This is a genomic window from Enterococcus avium ATCC 14025, assembly GCF_000406965.1.
GTDB classification, from domain to species: Bacteria; Bacillota; Bacilli; order Lactobacillales; family Enterococcaceae; genus Enterococcus_A; species Enterococcus_A avium.
Genome location: NZ_KE136364.1, coordinates 410237 through 426577, shown reverse-complemented (window position 1 = coordinate 426577; position 16341 = coordinate 410237). Strand labels below are relative to the sequence as shown.

The 16341-nt window shown below is 38.5% G+C and carries 15 protein-coding genes; 1 reads left to right on the top strand and 14 read right to left on the bottom strand.

Translation table 11 applies throughout. From position 1 onward, the window contains the following. From OMU_RS23590 to rpsB, 13 genes are all read right to left on the bottom strand, one after another. A partial coding sequence (locus OMU_RS23590; RefSeq protein WP_016180711.1) for a translation initiation factor IF-2 N-terminal domain-containing protein occupies nt 1-456 on the bottom strand: 456 nt, incomplete at its 3' end. Nucleotides 457-468: 12 nt separating this feature from the next. Then, a complete protein-coding gene (locus OMU_RS14890) occupies nt 469-771 on the bottom strand; it encodes a L7Ae/L30e/S12e/Gadd45 family ribosomal protein (RefSeq protein WP_034876266.1) in 303 nt (100 codons plus the stop codon). Beyond that, a complete protein-coding gene (gene rnpM / locus OMU_RS14885; RefSeq protein WP_010780369.1) occupies nt 764-1060 on the bottom strand; it encodes an RNase P modulator RnpM in 297 nt (98 codons plus the stop codon). The genes OMU_RS14890 and rnpM overlap by 8 nt, the downstream gene beginning before the upstream one ends. A gap of 19 nt (nt 1061-1079) precedes the next feature. Continuing rightward, the gene (nusA, locus tag OMU_RS14880) at nt 1080-2297 is read right to left on the bottom strand and encodes a transcription termination factor NusA (RefSeq protein WP_016180709.1); all 1218 of its coding nucleotides are present in this window, start codon (nt 2295-2297) and stop codon (nt 1080-1082) included. A gap of 157 nt (nt 2298-2454) precedes the next feature. After that, entirely contained in the window at nt 2455-2928 is a 474-nt protein-coding gene (gene rimP, locus OMU_RS14875; protein WP_016180708.1) for a ribosome maturation factor RimP, read from the bottom strand. A 167-nt stretch (nt 2929-3095) separates the two neighbouring features. Continuing rightward, nucleotides 3096-7439 (bottom strand): PolC-type DNA polymerase III, encoded by a 4344-nt coding sequence (locus OMU_RS14870; protein WP_016180707.1) that lies wholly within the window; start codon nt 7437-7439, stop codon nt 3096-3098. Between the two features lie 99 nt (nt 7440-7538). After that, nucleotides 7539-8807 carry an RIP metalloprotease RseP gene (gene rseP / locus OMU_RS14865; protein ID WP_016180706.1) on the bottom strand — a complete coding sequence of 423 codons (1269 nt, stop codon included), beginning with the start codon at nt 8805-8807 and terminating at the stop codon, nt 7539-7541. A 298-nt stretch (nt 8808-9105) separates the two neighbouring features. Beyond that, complete coding sequence (locus OMU_RS14860; RefSeq protein ID WP_016180705.1) at nt 9106-9900, bottom strand: phosphatidate cytidylyltransferase; 795 nt, start codon at nt 9898-9900, stop codon at nt 9106-9108. Between the two features lie 81 nt (nt 9901-9981). Continuing rightward, complete coding sequence (gene uppS, locus OMU_RS14855) at nt 9982-10782, bottom strand: undecaprenyl pyrophosphate synthase (protein WP_034876389.1); 801 nt, start codon at nt 10780-10782, stop codon at nt 9982-9984. Between the two features lie 175 nt (nt 10783-10957). Beyond that, nucleotides 10958-11515, bottom strand: a complete 558-nt coding sequence (gene frr, locus OMU_RS14850) for a ribosome recycling factor (RefSeq protein ID WP_016180703.1) — start codon at nt 11513-11515, stop codon at nt 10958-10960. Between the two features lies 1 nt (nt 11516). Next, on the bottom strand, nt 11517-12239 hold the full coding sequence (gene pyrH, locus OMU_RS14845) for a UMP kinase (RefSeq protein ID WP_016180702.1): 723 nt from the start codon (nt 12237-12239) through the stop codon (nt 11517-11519). 128 nt (nt 12240-12367) lie between these two features. Then, on the bottom strand, nt 12368-13252 hold the full coding sequence (gene tsf, locus OMU_RS14840; RefSeq protein ID WP_016180701.1) for a translation elongation factor Ts: 885 nt from the start codon (nt 13250-13252) through the stop codon (nt 12368-12370). A gap of 79 nt (nt 13253-13331) precedes the next feature. Then, the gene (gene rpsB / locus OMU_RS14835) at nt 13332-14129 is read right to left on the bottom strand and encodes a 30S ribosomal protein S2 (RefSeq protein WP_016180700.1); all 798 of its coding nucleotides are present in this window, start codon (nt 14127-14129) and stop codon (nt 13332-13334) included. A gap of 374 nt (nt 14130-14503) precedes the next feature. On the opposite strand from rpsB, the gene OMU_RS14830 reads away from it, so the two are divergent. After that, nucleotides 14504-14983 (top strand): arginine repressor, encoded by a 480-nt coding sequence (locus OMU_RS14830; protein ID WP_016180699.1) that lies wholly within the window; start codon nt 14504-14506, stop codon nt 14981-14983. 179 nt (nt 14984-15162) lie between these two features. Here OMU_RS14830 and OMU_RS14825 read toward each other — a convergent pair whose 3' ends face one another. After that, complete coding sequence (locus tag OMU_RS14825) at nt 15163-16221, bottom strand: BMP family lipoprotein (protein WP_016180698.1); 1059 nt, start codon at nt 16219-16221, stop codon at nt 15163-15165. Between the last annotated feature and the right edge of the window lie 120 nt (nt 16222-16341).

Genomic DNA, 16341 nt, shown 5'->3' with positions numbered 1-16341 from the left:
ATTGCCTTGTGCTGGACGTTGCCCTTGATTTTGACGCTGCGCATTGTTTGCATTGCCTTGTGCTGGACGTTGCCCTTGATTTTGGCGTTGTGCATTGTTTGCGTTGCCTTGTGCTGGACGTTGGTGTCCTTGGTTTGAACGGTTTGCGTTCGCTGAGTTGTTCTGTCTATTGTTTTGTGTCAATTCTTTATTTCCTTTTCTATTCTGGAAATTTGGGTTGTTCTTCGAGCTCTTTCCATGGAATTTTGGTTTTTCGTGCTGGTTAGCTGATGGTTTTGCCTGAGTATTTTGTTTCGGTTTGCTAGAAAAAGCTTGTTTCAATTTTGATTCATCATCCCCGGATAATGAACCCATATGATTTTTCACATCAATCCCCAAAGTTTGTGCTTTTTCTACAACATCCTTACTTGATTGATTCACTTCTTTTGCAAATTCGTATACTCTTTTATTTCCCATGCAATCACCTTCCTAACCTGTTATTAACGTCATAATTTTGTCGGCGAATCCTTGGTCTAAAACCCCGATTACTTTTCTAGGTTTGCCAATCGCGCCTAAAATCTCCCCTTGAGTAAATTCGACAAAACATGTCGTTTGATAATACTTACTTTTATCTGATACTTTCTTTTGAGTGTTTTCACTCGCATCAATGGTGACAATAACGAGATTTACTTTCCTTTTGCGAATCTCATTAATTGTCATTTCTTCTCCTGTGATCAGTTTGCCTGCACGCATTGCAAGGCCTAACATGTTCAAGGCCTTCTGTTTATTCATTGCCGAAGAGCTCTTTTCTGGCTTTTTGGTGTTTCACATAATCAAGTAGTTCTTGATAAAAATCATCACTTAATTCGGTGCCAAGCGTACGGTCCAAGATATGTTTTTTCCATGCTTCCTCGACTTCAGCTGGTTCTAGCGCAACATAAGCACCTCGTCCTGGTTTCTTACCTGAAGGATCAATGGAAACTTCTCCTTCTTTGGATTTAGCGATTCGAATCAATTCTTTCTTTGGGAACATTTCACCGGAAACGACCGATTTTCGCAAAGGAACTTTTCTTTTTTTCATTTGCTGTCCTCCTAATGAATTATTGGTCCGTTTGATCAGAAGCAATGTTTTCTTCGTCTTCAATCATATTATCAACTGTAACTTCCGCTTCTGATTCAATATCTTCAACTTCAGTTTCAATCGCTTCTACTTCTGAAGTGATTTCTTCAATCTCAGTTACGATTTCTTCTACTTCTGATTCATCATAGTTCGCATAAAATTCTTCCATATCAGACTCTGATTTAATATCAATCTTGTGAGCCGTTAATTTAGCCGCTAAACGAGCGTTTTGCCCACGCTTACCGATAGCTAACGACAACTGATAATCCGGAACTACTACGGTGCAAACTTTTGGATTGTCGATATCAAAGATAACATCTTCTACTTGCGCAGGATTTAAGGAGTTTGCGATAAATACTGCTGGATCTTCATCCCACTCAACAATGTCCATGTTCTCACCTTTTAATTCATTTACAATTGCTTGTACACGTTGTCCTTTTGGTCCCACACAGGTTCCAACTGGATCAATGTTAGGATCTGTTGAACGAACAGCAACTTTTGCACGATCACCAGCCTCACGAGCAATGCTGACAATCTCTACAATTCCATCATAGACTTCTGGAATTTCCTGTTCAAATAAGCGGCGCAACAAATCAGGGTGACTACGACTTACAAATACTTGCGGGCCTTTTGACGTATTTTCTACTCGTGAAACATACACTTTAATACGATCATGAGGTTTATAATGCTCATTTGGCATTTGGTCTTGTTTTGATAGAACGGCTTCAATCTTCCCTAAGTTTACATAGATGTAGCGATTATCTTGACGTTCTACTACACCTTGCATAATATCTTTTTCGTAGGCGCTGTATTCGTTATAGATAATACTGCGTTCTGCTTCACGGACACGTTGTAAAATTACTTGTTTTGCCGTCTGAGCAGCAATTCGACCAAAATCCTTTGGTGTTACTTCAAAACGGATCGTATCACCAATTTCATACGCTGGATTGATTTCCATCGCATCTTTCAATGACACTTCCAATTGTGAATCCATGACTTCTTCCGTTACTTCTTTCACGGCATAAACATGAATATCACCTTTCTTTTCATTGAATTCCACTTCAACATTTTGAGATTGTCCGTAATGACGTTTGTAAGCAGATACTAATGCCGCTTCCAATGCATCAATTACGATTTCTTTCGAAATACCTTTTTCTGCTTCTAGAGTATCCAACGCATTCAGCATTTCTTTACTCATTTTAACTTTCCTCCTAATTCATATTAACGAATCTATTCTTCAAAGAAAAATAGGTTTGATCTTCATCGCATGTATCATTCCACTAAAGCGGTAAAACTGAATCGTTGTGAAAAGCGGAATTGACATTCTAGTTCCTGTTAATGAAACGTTTCATTTACTAAAACTCGATCGCAAAACGCGCCTTTGCAATATTTTTACGATCAAAGACCATATCTTTCGTACGCGTTTTAATTTTGACAGTTAATGTCAGTTCATCATCAGTCAATTCTTTTAAAAATCCTTGATATTGTTTTTCTCCATCAATATTTTGATAAAGTGAAATATTAATGTATTCTCCCATCGCTTTTTGGTAATCCTCTTCTTTTTTCAATGGGCGTTCGGCTCCTGGTGAAGAAACCTCAAGGAAATATGCTTGTGGAATTGGATCAGGATCAATCGAATCCAGCTTTTCACTAAGCTTTTCGCTAACAAAAGCACATTCTTCAATGTCGATACCACCTTCTTTATCAATAAATACTCTTAAAAACCAACTTTTCCCTTCCTTGACAAATTCAACCTCGACTAACTCAAAATTTTGTTCATCCAAGATCGGTGTTACTAAGTCAGTCACTGTTTCGACTACACTGCTCAAACTGTCAGCCTCCTTTAATCCATTAAAAAGAGTGAGCGAAAATTCCGCTCACTCACCATCAGTCTATGATTACATTGTTATACTAGCACAATTCTATTGAAAATTCAACCGTGTCATTTTCATGATGGAATTTTCTTTCATTTTTTTTATTGAACTTATCCTTTTCTTTACATATCAAAGAGTGACAGTTGGTTTTCATCTGGCAAATCTTTCAAAACACCATGAGTATCCATATACTCAATCAAGGTCTTCGAAACTTTACCACGTGAGGCCAAATCTTCCTTCGATAAGAAAATACCGTCTTTACGTGCTTCAACAATTTGTTTGGCCACGTTCAAACCAAGTCCAGGTACGGCACGAAATGGCGCAATCAATGTGTCCCCGTCAATCACAAAATCTTGAGCATCTGACTTGTATAAATCGATCATGCCAAAATGAAAATCTCGCTCCAACATTTCATTACACAATTCCAAGACAGTCAGCTGATTTTTTTCCTTCGTGGATGCGTCCATACCTTTATCTGTGATTGCCTTCATTGCGGCCTTCACCGCATCTTTTCCTTTAGCCATCGCAACCAAATCAAAATCATCCGCACGAACAGAGAAATAGGCACAATAATAAAGAATTGGGAAATACACTTTAAAGTACGCTACCCGTAATGCCATCAACACATAAGCTGCCGCATGGGCTTTTGGGAACATGTACTTGATTTTCGAACAAGAATCAATATACCAATCTGGAACGTTGTTTTCTTTCATTGCAGTCAAATACGTTTCACGTAACCCATCATCAATTTTATTCCACTGGCCTTTACGCACAGTTTCCATAATCTTGAAGGCCATTCCGCTATCTAATCCTGCATGAATTAAATATACCATGATATCATCCCGACAACCGATAACCTCAGCTAAGTTTGCTTCCCCACGGCTGATCAATTCTTCCGCATTTCCTAACCAAACGTCAGTACCATGAGACAACCCAGAGATTTGCAATAATTCGGCAAAAGTCGTCGGGCTCGTTTCTTCCAACATCCCGCGAACAAATCGTGTTCCAAACTCAGGAATTCCCAACGTACCAGTCTTCGAATAAATTTGATCAGCTTCCACACCTAAAACCTGTGGCCCAGCAAAAATCTTCATAACTTCTGGATCATCCGTCGGAATCGTTTTAGGATCGACTCCAGATAATTCTTGCAACATTCGAATCACTGTTGGGTCATCGTGTCCCAGAATATCGAGTTTTAAAACATTATCATGAATCGAGTGAAAATCAAAATGCGTTGTTTTCCATTCAGAATTTTGATCGTCTGCTGGATACTGAATCGGTGTAAAATCATAAACATCCATATAGTCTGGAATTACGATGATCCCACCTGGATGCTGTCCTGTTGTTCGCTTAACCCCAGTAGCACCTTTGGCAAGACGATCGACTTCAGCATTCCTAAAATGCAGATTATGATCTCGTTCATAACCCTTGACGAATCCGTACGCCGTCTTATCCGCCACTGTACCGATCGTACCAGCACGATAAACATAGTCCTCGCCAAACAGAACCTTCGTATAATTATGAGCCTCAGCCTGATAATCGCCCGAAAAATTCAAATCAATATCGGGCACCTTATCACCATGGAATCCTAGGAAAGTTTCGAATGGAATATCATGTCCATCTTTATTTAATCGAGCGCCACATTTTGGACAAGCTTTCTCCGGCATATCAAAGCCCGAACCATAGGAACCATCTTCAAAAAACTCAGAATACTGACATTCAGGACAATAATAGTGCGGCGGCAAGGGATTCACTTCGGTAATCCCTGTCATTGTAGCCACAAAGCTTGAACCTACAGACCCACGCGAACCAACCAAATAACCGTCAGCATTACTCTTATGCACCAACTTTTGAGCAATCAAATAGATAACCGAGAAGCCATTCCCGATGATCGAAGTAAGTTCTTTTTCTAAACGTTTCTCAATAATATCTGGTAATGGATCGCCATAAAGCTCTCGTGCCCGATTATAACTTAGATCCTTGATCTCTTCTTCAGAGCCAGGAATTTTAGGAGTATACAAGTCATCCTTGACCGGAATGATTTCTTCACAGCTCTCGACAATTTTATCAGGACCATCAACAACAATTTCTTTTGCTAGTTCTGGACCTAAGAAACTGAATGCCTGCAGCATTTCATCTGTCGTACGGAAGTGAACATCTGGTAGACTGTGACGGTTCAACGGATTAGCCCCACCCATTGAACTGATCAAAATTTTCCGATAGATTGCATCTTCCTTATTTAAATAATGAACATCTCCTGTAGCAACAACTGTTTTATTTAAGTCTTTACCAATTTGAATTAGATTACGTAAAATATCTTCTAAATCCGCCTCATTCTTCACCAGCTCTTGTTCAATCAAAGGGGCATAAACAGCCTTAGGCATCACTTCAATATAATCATAAAAGGCGGCACGATTTTTAGCTTCTTCTACCCCTTTTTGCATCATCGCTTCAAAGATTTCACCTTGTGAACAAGCCGAACCTATCAAAAGATTTTCTCGCAATTTATTTAATTGTGAACGCGGAATTCGTGGAACTCGTTCAAAGTATTCCACATTAGACATAGAAATTAGTTTGAATAGATCTTTTAAACCTGCCTGATTCTTCGCCAAAATCGTTGCATGGAATGGACGCGCTCGTTTATACGAATCCCCTTCACCAACGTGATCGTTTAGCTGATCATGGTAATTCATCCCATGTTTTTCGATTGCCTCTTTAACAAAAATCCAAGCTAAATGGCCAGTTGCTTCTGCATCATATACTGCTCGGTGATGTTGTTCCAGATTAACACCGAATTTCTTAGTTAAGACACCTAAACCAAATCGCTTAAACTCAGGGTATAAGAAACGTGCCAATTCCAATGTATCAATTACCGGATTTGGAGTTTCGGGCATATTATGTCGGACATATGTTGTATTAATAAAGCCAATATCGAATGTTGCATTATGGGCGACTAAAATCGCTCCTTCGCAAAATTTTTCAAACAGCTCCATAACTTCTTTTTCTGGTTTTGATCCACGCACCATTTCGTCGGTGATTCCAGTTAAATTGATCGTTGTTTCTGATAATGGGTGACCTGGATCAATGAATTCTTCAAACGTATCAATCACGTTTCCTTTATGCATCTTAACCGCGGCCAATTCAATGATTGTGTCGTATACCGCAGATAACCCAGTTGTTTCCACGTCAAACACAACATAAGTAGCGTCTGTTAGTGATTCATGCGCATCATTGTAAGCAATTGGTACCCCATCAGAAACGACATTTGCTTCAACGCCGTAAAGAATCTTCACACCAGCCTTTTTTCCTGCCGCATGAGCTTCGGGAAATGATTGGGCCCCCCCATGATCTGTTATAGCAATAGCTTTATGTCCCCATTTTCCAGCTTGAGCGACTAGGTCACTAGCACTGTTGATAGCATCCATCGTACTCATATTCGTATGCAAATGCAGCTCAGAACGTTTTTCTGTCGCAGTATCCTGACGCTCTGGGTGTTTAACCTCTTGAATGTCTTGAGCATTCATGACAAGGTCACGCATAAAGGTATCTTCCTGAACACTTCCTCTTACACGAATCCAGCTTTTATTTGCGATAGCTTCAAAAATTGCTTCATCTTTTTCGCCGTTAGAAAATTTCTTTACTACAAATGAGGAGGTATAATCAGTCATCTTTAAGATCAGAATCTTTCGTTTAGAACGTAACTCGCGGACTTCCTTATCAAAGATAAACCCTTCAATCGTAATACGTCGTTCCTCTTCAATGATATTTCCCATCGGAGTAATGGGTTCATCTGCTGGAATATTCCGACCCATTTGGATAGGTCCATCAAAATGAGCGGCACTTTCTTTCTGCTCTTTTTTCTTCGATTCATATTGAGCTAAGCTAGCAGCAGCTTGTTCTTGCATTGCTTGCGCCTGCTCTTGTTTTCGTACTTCAAATTCCTGTAATTTTTTATCTGCCTGTTCCTTATCAACTTCAGGATCGATTCGCAAATGTGGAAATCCATAAGAAACTAAATTTTCTTCAATCAATGGTAAATACTGCTGTTTCAAAAATGGAATGACTGTTTCATTATCAATTAGCAAAACAATTCGTTTTCCTTGAATCAAAGGCAAGGGTTTACTCAAAACCTGCTTAACTAACGGTGTATCGCAATCCTGTTCAGTCAAAGCCATTTGCCAATAGTTTTGCAGAAGCTCTTCCTCAAACTGATTGTCTTCTGGAATAATATGTAATTTCACTGACGCGATTGATTGAAATGCTATTTGCAGCTTTTGATGGAATGCATAGAATAATTTTGCTGGCAAAATTTGTGGTGTTTGAATAAAAAATTCCCACACACGTGATTTCTCATGAACAATCACTTCTTTGATCTCTGATCCCTGGATCATCGGATGTTGCTGTTCCGTCTCGGCCAATTCAATTTGTCGTAATAAATTTTCAAATAGTTCACGATTCTTAGACAAAATGACATCTCCTTCACTTTTTCAAGTATGTTTCAGTATACCTGTTTTTTTTTATGATTGCATTAGAAAAAGGACCGAAAAAATTTCGATCCTTTCATTTTAAAAGAAGAAACGCTGAATATCGTTCCACGTAACTAGAATCATCAGAAGCATAATAAAACCAAAACCGATCATAGTAATCATGCCTTCCTTATCTGGATCAAGTGGTTTGCCGCGTATCCCCTCAATTAGATTTAGAAGAATTTTTCCGCCATCAAAGGCGGGTATAGGTAACAGATTGACAATTCCCAAGTTAACCGATAATAAAGCCATCAAATAAATAACCGTTTTAACCCCTGCTCGAGAGGCTTCTGCCGACATCTGGTACATCATTACTGGACCACCTAGTTTATCTAAACTAAATCCTGTGAACAAAGACCCTAAAGCACTAAAGATTCTCTTGACCATGTCCCATGATTGAGTCAATCCTCCAATGACTTTATCGCCAAAGCCCGTTTTCATATAAGGTCCGACGCCAATTTGCCCGACCTTTTCACCATTGCTTTTTATTGTCTTTGGTGTCATTTGAACAGTCTTTTCTTTGCCATCTTGCTCAATCAACACAGTTAATTCTTTCCCCGGCTTTTTTGTAACTGTGTTTGTTAGATCATCCCATGAAGAAATCTTCTTCCCGTCAACCGCCAAAATCGTATCATTATCCTCTAAGCCAGCCGTAGCAGCTGGACTATTTTCCTGAACCTCACCAATTTGATTAGTGTTATAAACCGCTACACCACCTTGCAAAAACGCTAGCGCAATAAATAATACCACGGTTAAAATAAAGTTATTCATCGGTCCAGCGAAATTGGTCAAAATACGTGAACCCAGCTTCGCTGATTGAAACTGAACGTCTCGTGGTGCAATTCGAACTTCTGTGCCGTTCTCTTCAATCACAGTCGCATCATGTTGAACCTTGTAAGTCATCTCTTGACTTTCATCACCATTTACATATCCTTTAATTACTAAATCATCAACAAGATCAGCTGAAATCAGTTCCATCGGGATACTGTTAGGCAATTGAACTTTCTTGCTGACGTTAATTCGCCTCACTTCATTTTTAGGAGTCAATTCAACCGATAATGGCATTCCCGGACTTAATTCAGTTTCTTCATCTTCAAGACCAGCCATCCTTACATATCCGCCAATTGGCAATAGACGTAGTGTATAAGTTGTTCCATCCTTGCCCATGTGAGCAATCAATTTTGGCCCCATTCCGATCGAAAATTCTCGGACTAGAATCCCTGAGCGTTTCGCAAAGAAAAAATGCCCGAATTCATGAACGATCACTAGAACACCAAAAACGATTAAAAACGTAATAATCGTACGCATAATTTTCCTACCTTCATTAGTTTCTTAGAGACAGTTTATCACAATCTGACAATAAGATATTCATTAACTGACCAATTCATAGAAAATTTAAAAAAAGAACTTCGGTAAAAAATAGTTTCTTTGAGTTGCTGCAACAAAACAATATATTTTACTATTTTTCAGTTCAAGCAAATCTATTAATTGTAAATCAGAAAGAGACGCTGCTTGAAAATAATTTTATAATAAATTTTTTCAGAAAAATTTTTGGTTGTCGCAGGTATTTAAATTTACTCAAAAAAAAAGAGTGTTGCCACTCTTTTTAAAATACTCCTAGTAAATGCATCATGGGAAAAACAAACAGCATACTGTCGAAACGATCCAAGATTCCACCATGACCAGGTAAAATAGTCCCTGAGTCTTTTACATCATAGTGACGCTTGATTGCTGATTCCACTAAATCTCCAAATTGTCCAACAACTGAAAATACTATTGTGAAGAGAATCATTGTCAATAAATTATGCTGAAAAATCTCTGGTTGCACTAAGAAAAACACTATAGCTACTACAACCGCACTAGCAATTCCTCCTAGAGCGCCTTCAATCGTTTTATTGGGAGAAATTTCTGGCCATAATTTATGTTTGCCAAATTGACGTCCCACCATATATGCACCGATATCTGTTGCCCAAACAACAAAGAACGCAAAAAGTAAAATAGATAATCCCTCTGCTCGTGCTGTAACTAAATTTTGAAACCCAACACCGACGTATAGACTTGCTACGACGGGAAAACCAGCTTCATCTATAGTGTAAGTATTTTTAGAAACAACTGAAAAACCTAAAATAATCATTACTGTTAAATAAAATAAAAGAAAATTACTATTGTTGCCGCTTAAAAATGGCAGCCAACGCTCCGCTGGTAAGACCAAAAAGATTGCCCCAAAAATTGCAAGAACACCTTCAAAGCTCAAAATTGCAAGTCCTTTCATGCGAAAAAGCTCATACACTCCTATTCCTGCCAAAACTGCTGCCGCTAATTCGACTGCAATACCTCCGATATACAGAATTGGAATAAAAATCGCTAGGGCGACAACTGCGGTAATGACTCGCTGTCTCATTTCTTATCCTCCTTGTTAAACTCAAAGTATTCATTCTATAATTAAGTTAAAGTATCAACTATTTTACTGATGACCCAAAACTTAGGTGGAACTTGTATCCTTATTCAATCCACCAAAACGCCGATTTCTTTGTTGGAAGGAAGCAATCGCCGCTTCTAAATGGTCTCCGTCAAAATCTGGCCATAAGGCTTTGGTAAAATATAATTCGCTATAGGCCAATTGCCAAAGTAAGAAATTACTAATCCGTTCTTCACCACTCGTACGTACGACTAGCTCAGGGTCTCGAAGTTCGTTAGGTAGAAATCCTGTCATCAAATGATCTCCAACAATATCATCGTTAATCTCTTGAACTGCAAGTTCTTCATTTTTAACTTCTTCAGCGATTTGTTGGATCGCCGTAATGATCTCAGCGCGACTACCATAATTAAGAGCAAAGTTTAAAACCAACCCATCATTTTGTGCTGTTTGCTCAATCGCCCGTTTCACTGCGTCTTGTGTGTGGGCAGGCAAATACTCCTCATATCCCATCACGTGAACCTGTACATTTTCTTCAATTAATTCTGGAACAAAAGTATCAAAAAAATCTACTGGAAGCTGCATTAAAAAATTTACTTCCTCTTCTGGACGTTTCCAATTCTCAGTTGAGAAAGCATACAGCGTTAACACTTTTACCCCAAGGCGATTGGCATGCTTCGTAATTTTTTTTACTGTTTCCATGCCCTCTTTGTGCCCAGCGATCCTTGGCAAACGACGATTTTGTGCCCACCGGCCATTTCCATCCATAATGATTGCAATGTGTTTTGGAATTGCATTATTAGGATCGAAAGAAAAGGACGATTCTTCTGGTGTATATTTTTGCTTTTGTGGAAAAAATCGTAACACCATGTTTTTCCCTCCTTTATTAAGTCAATAACTTAAAAATACTTTTAAAAAGTCATCTGCCATTATAACAATAAAATGCAGTTATTCCTACGAAAAATAAATACCTTTAGCCTTTTTCAATGATTTTTCTTAGCAATAAAAAAGCCTGAAGAACGATTCTTCAGGTTTTTTTGGATTAAACTTCTAGTAATTCTTTTTCTTTTTCAGCAACGATGGAATCAATCGCTTTGATATTATCATCTGTCAATGTTTGAATATCTTTTTCGGCATTACGCAAATCGTCTTCTGTCATATCGCCATTTTTTTGTTGTTTTTTGTACTCATCCATTGCATCACGGCGAATGTTACGGACAGCAATTTTTGCACCTTCTGATTCTTTCTTTACTTCTTTAGCTAGTTCTTTTCGTCGTTCTTCTGTTAGTTGAGGAATTACTAAACGAATCACATTCCCGTCGTTAGCCGGATTCAACCCAATATCACTAGCCAAAATAGCTTTTTCTACGTCATTGATCATATTTTTATCAAATGGTGTAACCATTAACACACGGGCTTCAGGAATCGTAATTGATGCCATCTGATTAACAGGCGTTGGCACCCCATAATAATCAACTGTGATGCGGTCAAGTAAACTCGCATTCGCACGTCCTGCACGAATTTGACCTAGTTGACGTTGCAACGCTTCTTGGGCCTTCTTCATTTTGTCTCTTGCTTCATTCATTACTGCATCTGCCATGTTATTTCCCCCTTACCGTCGTCCCGATGTTTTCACCGAGTACAACACGTTTGATATTTCCTGGTTCATTTAAATTAAAGACAACAAGTGGAATATCATTGTCCATACTTAATGAGCTCGCCGTTGAATCCATCACTTGCAATCCTTTAGCGATGACATCTAAATGAGTTAGTTCTTCATATTTCACTGCATTTTCATCAAGTTTTGGATCAGCTGAATAAACACCGTCGACGTTATTCTTAGCCATGAAGATCACATCAGCATTTACCTCTGCTGCTCTTAATGCCGCTGTCGTATCAGTTGAAAAATAAGGATTTCCTGTACCACCAGCAAAAATGACAATACGTCCCTTTTCAAGATGACGCTCTGCTTTACGCCGAATATAAGGTTCAGCAATTTGACGCATTTCAATTGATGTTTGAACACGAGTGGGTACGTCGATATTTTCCAACGCATCTTGCAACGCTAAAGCATTCATTACTGTTGCCAACATGCCCATATAATCCGCTTGTGCACGTTCCATCCCCATTTCAGCACCAATTTGTCCACGCCAAATGTTTCCACCGCCAACAATAATTGCCATTTCAATCCCTAGATCGTGAACTTCTTTTATTTCCTCCACGATTTCTTGGATCACCGGCGGTTTGATACCGAATTTTTCATCGCCTGCCAATGCTTCTCCGCTGAGTTTCAATACTACACGTTTATACTTTGGTTCATTCATCACAATACCTCCACTGTCACTCTAATGATATTTTAGCATACTCTGTCTTTGAAGCCAGCCAAATTTGAATTTGCTTAAAAAAAGGGAGCGCACATTTGCCGTGCGTTCCCGACTGTTTAAAAACAGAATTATTTTTTAATTTGACTCATAACTTCTTCTACAAAGTTGTCTTCGCGTTTTTCGATCCCTTCACCTACTTCAAAACGAACGAAGCTTGCAACTGTCGCACCTTTAGAAGATACATATTTTTCAACAGTCATGTCTGGATCTTTAACGAATGGTTGGTCAACCAAAGCGATTTCTGCTTTAAATTTATTCAAACGACCAACAACCATTTTCTCAACAATATTAGCTGGTTTACCTTCGTTTAATGCTTGCTCAGTAAGAACAGCTTTTTCATGTTCTAATTCTGATTCTGGAATTTGACTTTCATTTACGTAACGAGGGTTGATTGCTGCCACATGCATAGCAACATCTTTTGCAACTGACTCGTCAGTTGTGCCGTTCAATAGAGCTAAAACAGCGATACGTCCACCCATGTGCAGATATCCGCCAAATGCTGCATTGTCTTCTTTTTCTACAACTTCAAAACGACGGAAGTTGATTTTTTCACCAATAACTTGTGTTGCTTCGATCAAAGCTGCTTCTAAAGTTTCACCTTTAGCGTTTGTTAATTTCATTGCTGCTTCCATGTCAGCAGGTTTATGTTCAGCAACTAAAGATGCGATTTCTTTCACTAAGTCTTGGAACATTTCGTTTTTAGAAACGAAGTCCGTTTCAGAATTCACTTCCACGATTGCTGCAGTGTTTCCATGAATCGCAACTGAAGCTAAACCTTCAGCAGCAATACGGTCATTTTTCTTAGCTGCTTTAGCCATACCTTTTTCGCGTAAAAGATCCACAGCTTTTTCAATATCGCCTTCTACTTCTACTAATGCGCGTTTTGCATCCATCATTCCTACGCCAGTCATATCGCGTAGTTCTTTTACCATTTTAGCTGTTACGTCTGCCATTTTTAAGGGCCTCCTTAGATTTTCTAAAAAAGCTGCTTCAAAGGAAAATATTTACTTTGAAGCAGCATATGCTACGAAATTATTCAGCTGATTCAGTAGAAGCATTGTCGCCTTCCACTACATCAACGATTTCTTCGATTGAAGTTGCTTGTCCGCCATCTTCAGCAACGAAGTCTTCTTCTGCTACTTGATCTTCCCCTTGGTTTCCTTCGATGAAAGCATCAGCCATTTTAGCAGTGATTAATTTCACGGCGCGAATAGCATCATCATTTGAAGGGATAACTACGTCAATTTCATCTGGGTCGCAATTTGTATCAACCATAGCAACGATTGGAATGTTTAATTTTTGAGCTTCTTGAACAGCGATACGTTCTTTACGAGGGTCAACGATATACATAACATCAGGGATGCGAGGCATATCAGCAATACCGCCTAAGAATTTTTCTAAACGTTCACGTTCTTTGTTCAAACCAACAACTTCTTTTTTAGGCAATACTTCAAAAGTACCGTCTTGTTCCATAGCGTTGATTTGTTTCAAACGAGCGATACGTTTTTGAATTGTATCCCAGTTAGTTAAAGTTCCACCTAACCAACGGTGGTTAACATAGAATTGTCCAGCGCGAACTGCTTCTTCTTTGATTGCTTCTTGAGCTTGTTTTTTAGTACCTACGAACAATGCAACGCCGCCATCTTCGGCAACATCTTTCATGTAATCGTAAGCAGCATCTACTAATCTAACTGTTTTTTGTAAGTCAATAATGTAGATTCCGTTTCTTTCTGTGAAGATGTATTTCTTCATTTTTGGGTTCCAGCGACGAGTTTGATGACCAAAGTGTACGCCGGCTTCTAGTAATTGTTTCATAGACAATACTGACATTTGTGTTTCCTCCAATTTGGTTTTTGTTTTCCTCTCCTGCTCTCTTCTTTATAAGGAACTGACAAGCAGCACCGCCTTATAAATCAAGTCAGAATGTGGATTTTTTTGTGTATAGTCGCCTACACACAATTAGTAATTATACAAGACTCTTTTTAATAAATCAATCTTTTTTATTTAGCTTTCTGTTAATTATTATTTAGTTAGGAATACTGTTTAAAAAATCTTTTTCTGCTATACTGAGTGCATAATTATCATTTATACCGTTCCTATCTCAGAAAAAGAATCCCAAAATAAGTGAATGATATTCACTTTATCCCTTAAATCATTTTTTAGAGTTTAAACGCTCTACTATTACACAGGCAAGGAGTTTTTTTATGCGAAAAAAAGATCGACACGAACTAATTAAAAAAATCATTTCAGAAAATGCAATCCGAAATCAAAATGAATTGATGGATTATTTACAACAATATCAAGTCTCGGCGACTCAAGCTACGATTTCACGTGATATTCGTGACCTAAAAATCGTAAAAACAATTGATGAATCCGGCAAGCCACGTTTTGAATTGTTCCAAGATCAGCAAGAACCGACTGAGGATGATGATATTAAGCGACTTATACGTATGACAAACAATGTTATCGTCAAGGTTGATACTGTTCAATTTATGACTATCGTCAGTACACTTCCTGATAATGCGCATTTATTGGCTTCTGTCCTAGATGATCTTTCGAGTGAATTGATTGTTGCAACAATGGCAAGTTTTGATACTATTATTATTATCTCAAGGACACCTGCAGACGCACAACAAGTCACTGCTTTTCTGCAAGATCCTTCACAGCGGTCAATTTTCTCTTAAAAGTAAGGAAGCTCCCTATATCTATAAAAGGCTGCGCGAAATCCATCAGCTTTTGAGCAATAAGAAAAAGCTGATGGATTTCAGACATGCATGTATCTGCTGTAAAGCGATTTATTCAATTTTGTACTTTCCATACAGTTCAAAAACAACGCGCCCCTAATTCATAGGAGCGCGTTTCACTAATTTTCAGGTACTTTGATTTTTCCATCTATAATTTGTTTTTTAGCCGTTGTTACAGCTTCGTAGGCTTCTTTAGATAACTGGCCCTTGGTTAGGTTTACTCCGCCTTCCTTTAAACCAAACTCTAAATGCTCACCACCAGGAAAATCTTTTTCATATGAGGCTGCTGCAATTTTTCTAACTGCTGCTCCAACATTCTTTTTAGTTGAAGTCAAGGTGAAATTTCCAATTTTATCTTCAGTCATATGGTAATCACCCTCATCTGTTTGATCTCGATCTACTCCAATGACCCAAACCTTCTGAGTTTTATCGTTTTCATTTCGAGCTTTCGCTTCTTGAAAAACGCCAGCTCCAGTGCTTCCTGCAGCTTGATATATAATATCTGCTCCTTCTTTATACATAGAAGCAGCAATAGCTTTACCTCTATCTGGAGCGTCATAAGAAGCTGCGTATTGTGCGTCAAATGAAATCTTTTTTCCTAGATTCTTAGCCCCGGCTTTGACTCCCGCCTCGAACCCACTCTGAAACCGTTGGATTACTGGACCTTCCATTCCACCAATAAAACCAACATGATTCTTTTTAGTGCTGTAAGCAGCTGCTAATCCAGCTAAATAAGCACTTTCCTGATCCTTAAATGTAGCAGAAACAATGTTCTTTTCATTTGAAATCTCACCATCAATCAATGCAAAATTTAATTTTGGATTTTGTTCGGCCGCTTCTTTAATCGCATCCGCTTGTAAATAACTTAGACTAATAATTGTCGTAAAGCCATTTTCAACTGCCTGACTAATATTCGTACTGTTTTCCTGCGGATCGTTCGTTTCAAGATAAGTGAAATCCTTCTTGGCTTTTAAATCCTTTTCTTCTCCCCATTTTTCAAGGCCTTCCCAACCAGCCTGATTAAAAGAACGATCATCTACGCCACCAAAACCTAAGATCAAAGCTATCTTCTGATCAGGTTCTTCTTTTTCCGACTTATTTTCAGCTTGACCTCGACCGCAAGCTGCTAATAATCCTACCATTCCGAGACAACCTAATCCAAAAAGAATTTTTTTCATACAATGCGCCTTCCTAGGTGTCTTGACACCTTTTTTATTTTGTCAAAGTATACCACAGTTTGTGTTGTTTCAGCAAAAAAATTTGAAATACAAAAAGAAGTTGCAAGGTTATCCTCACAA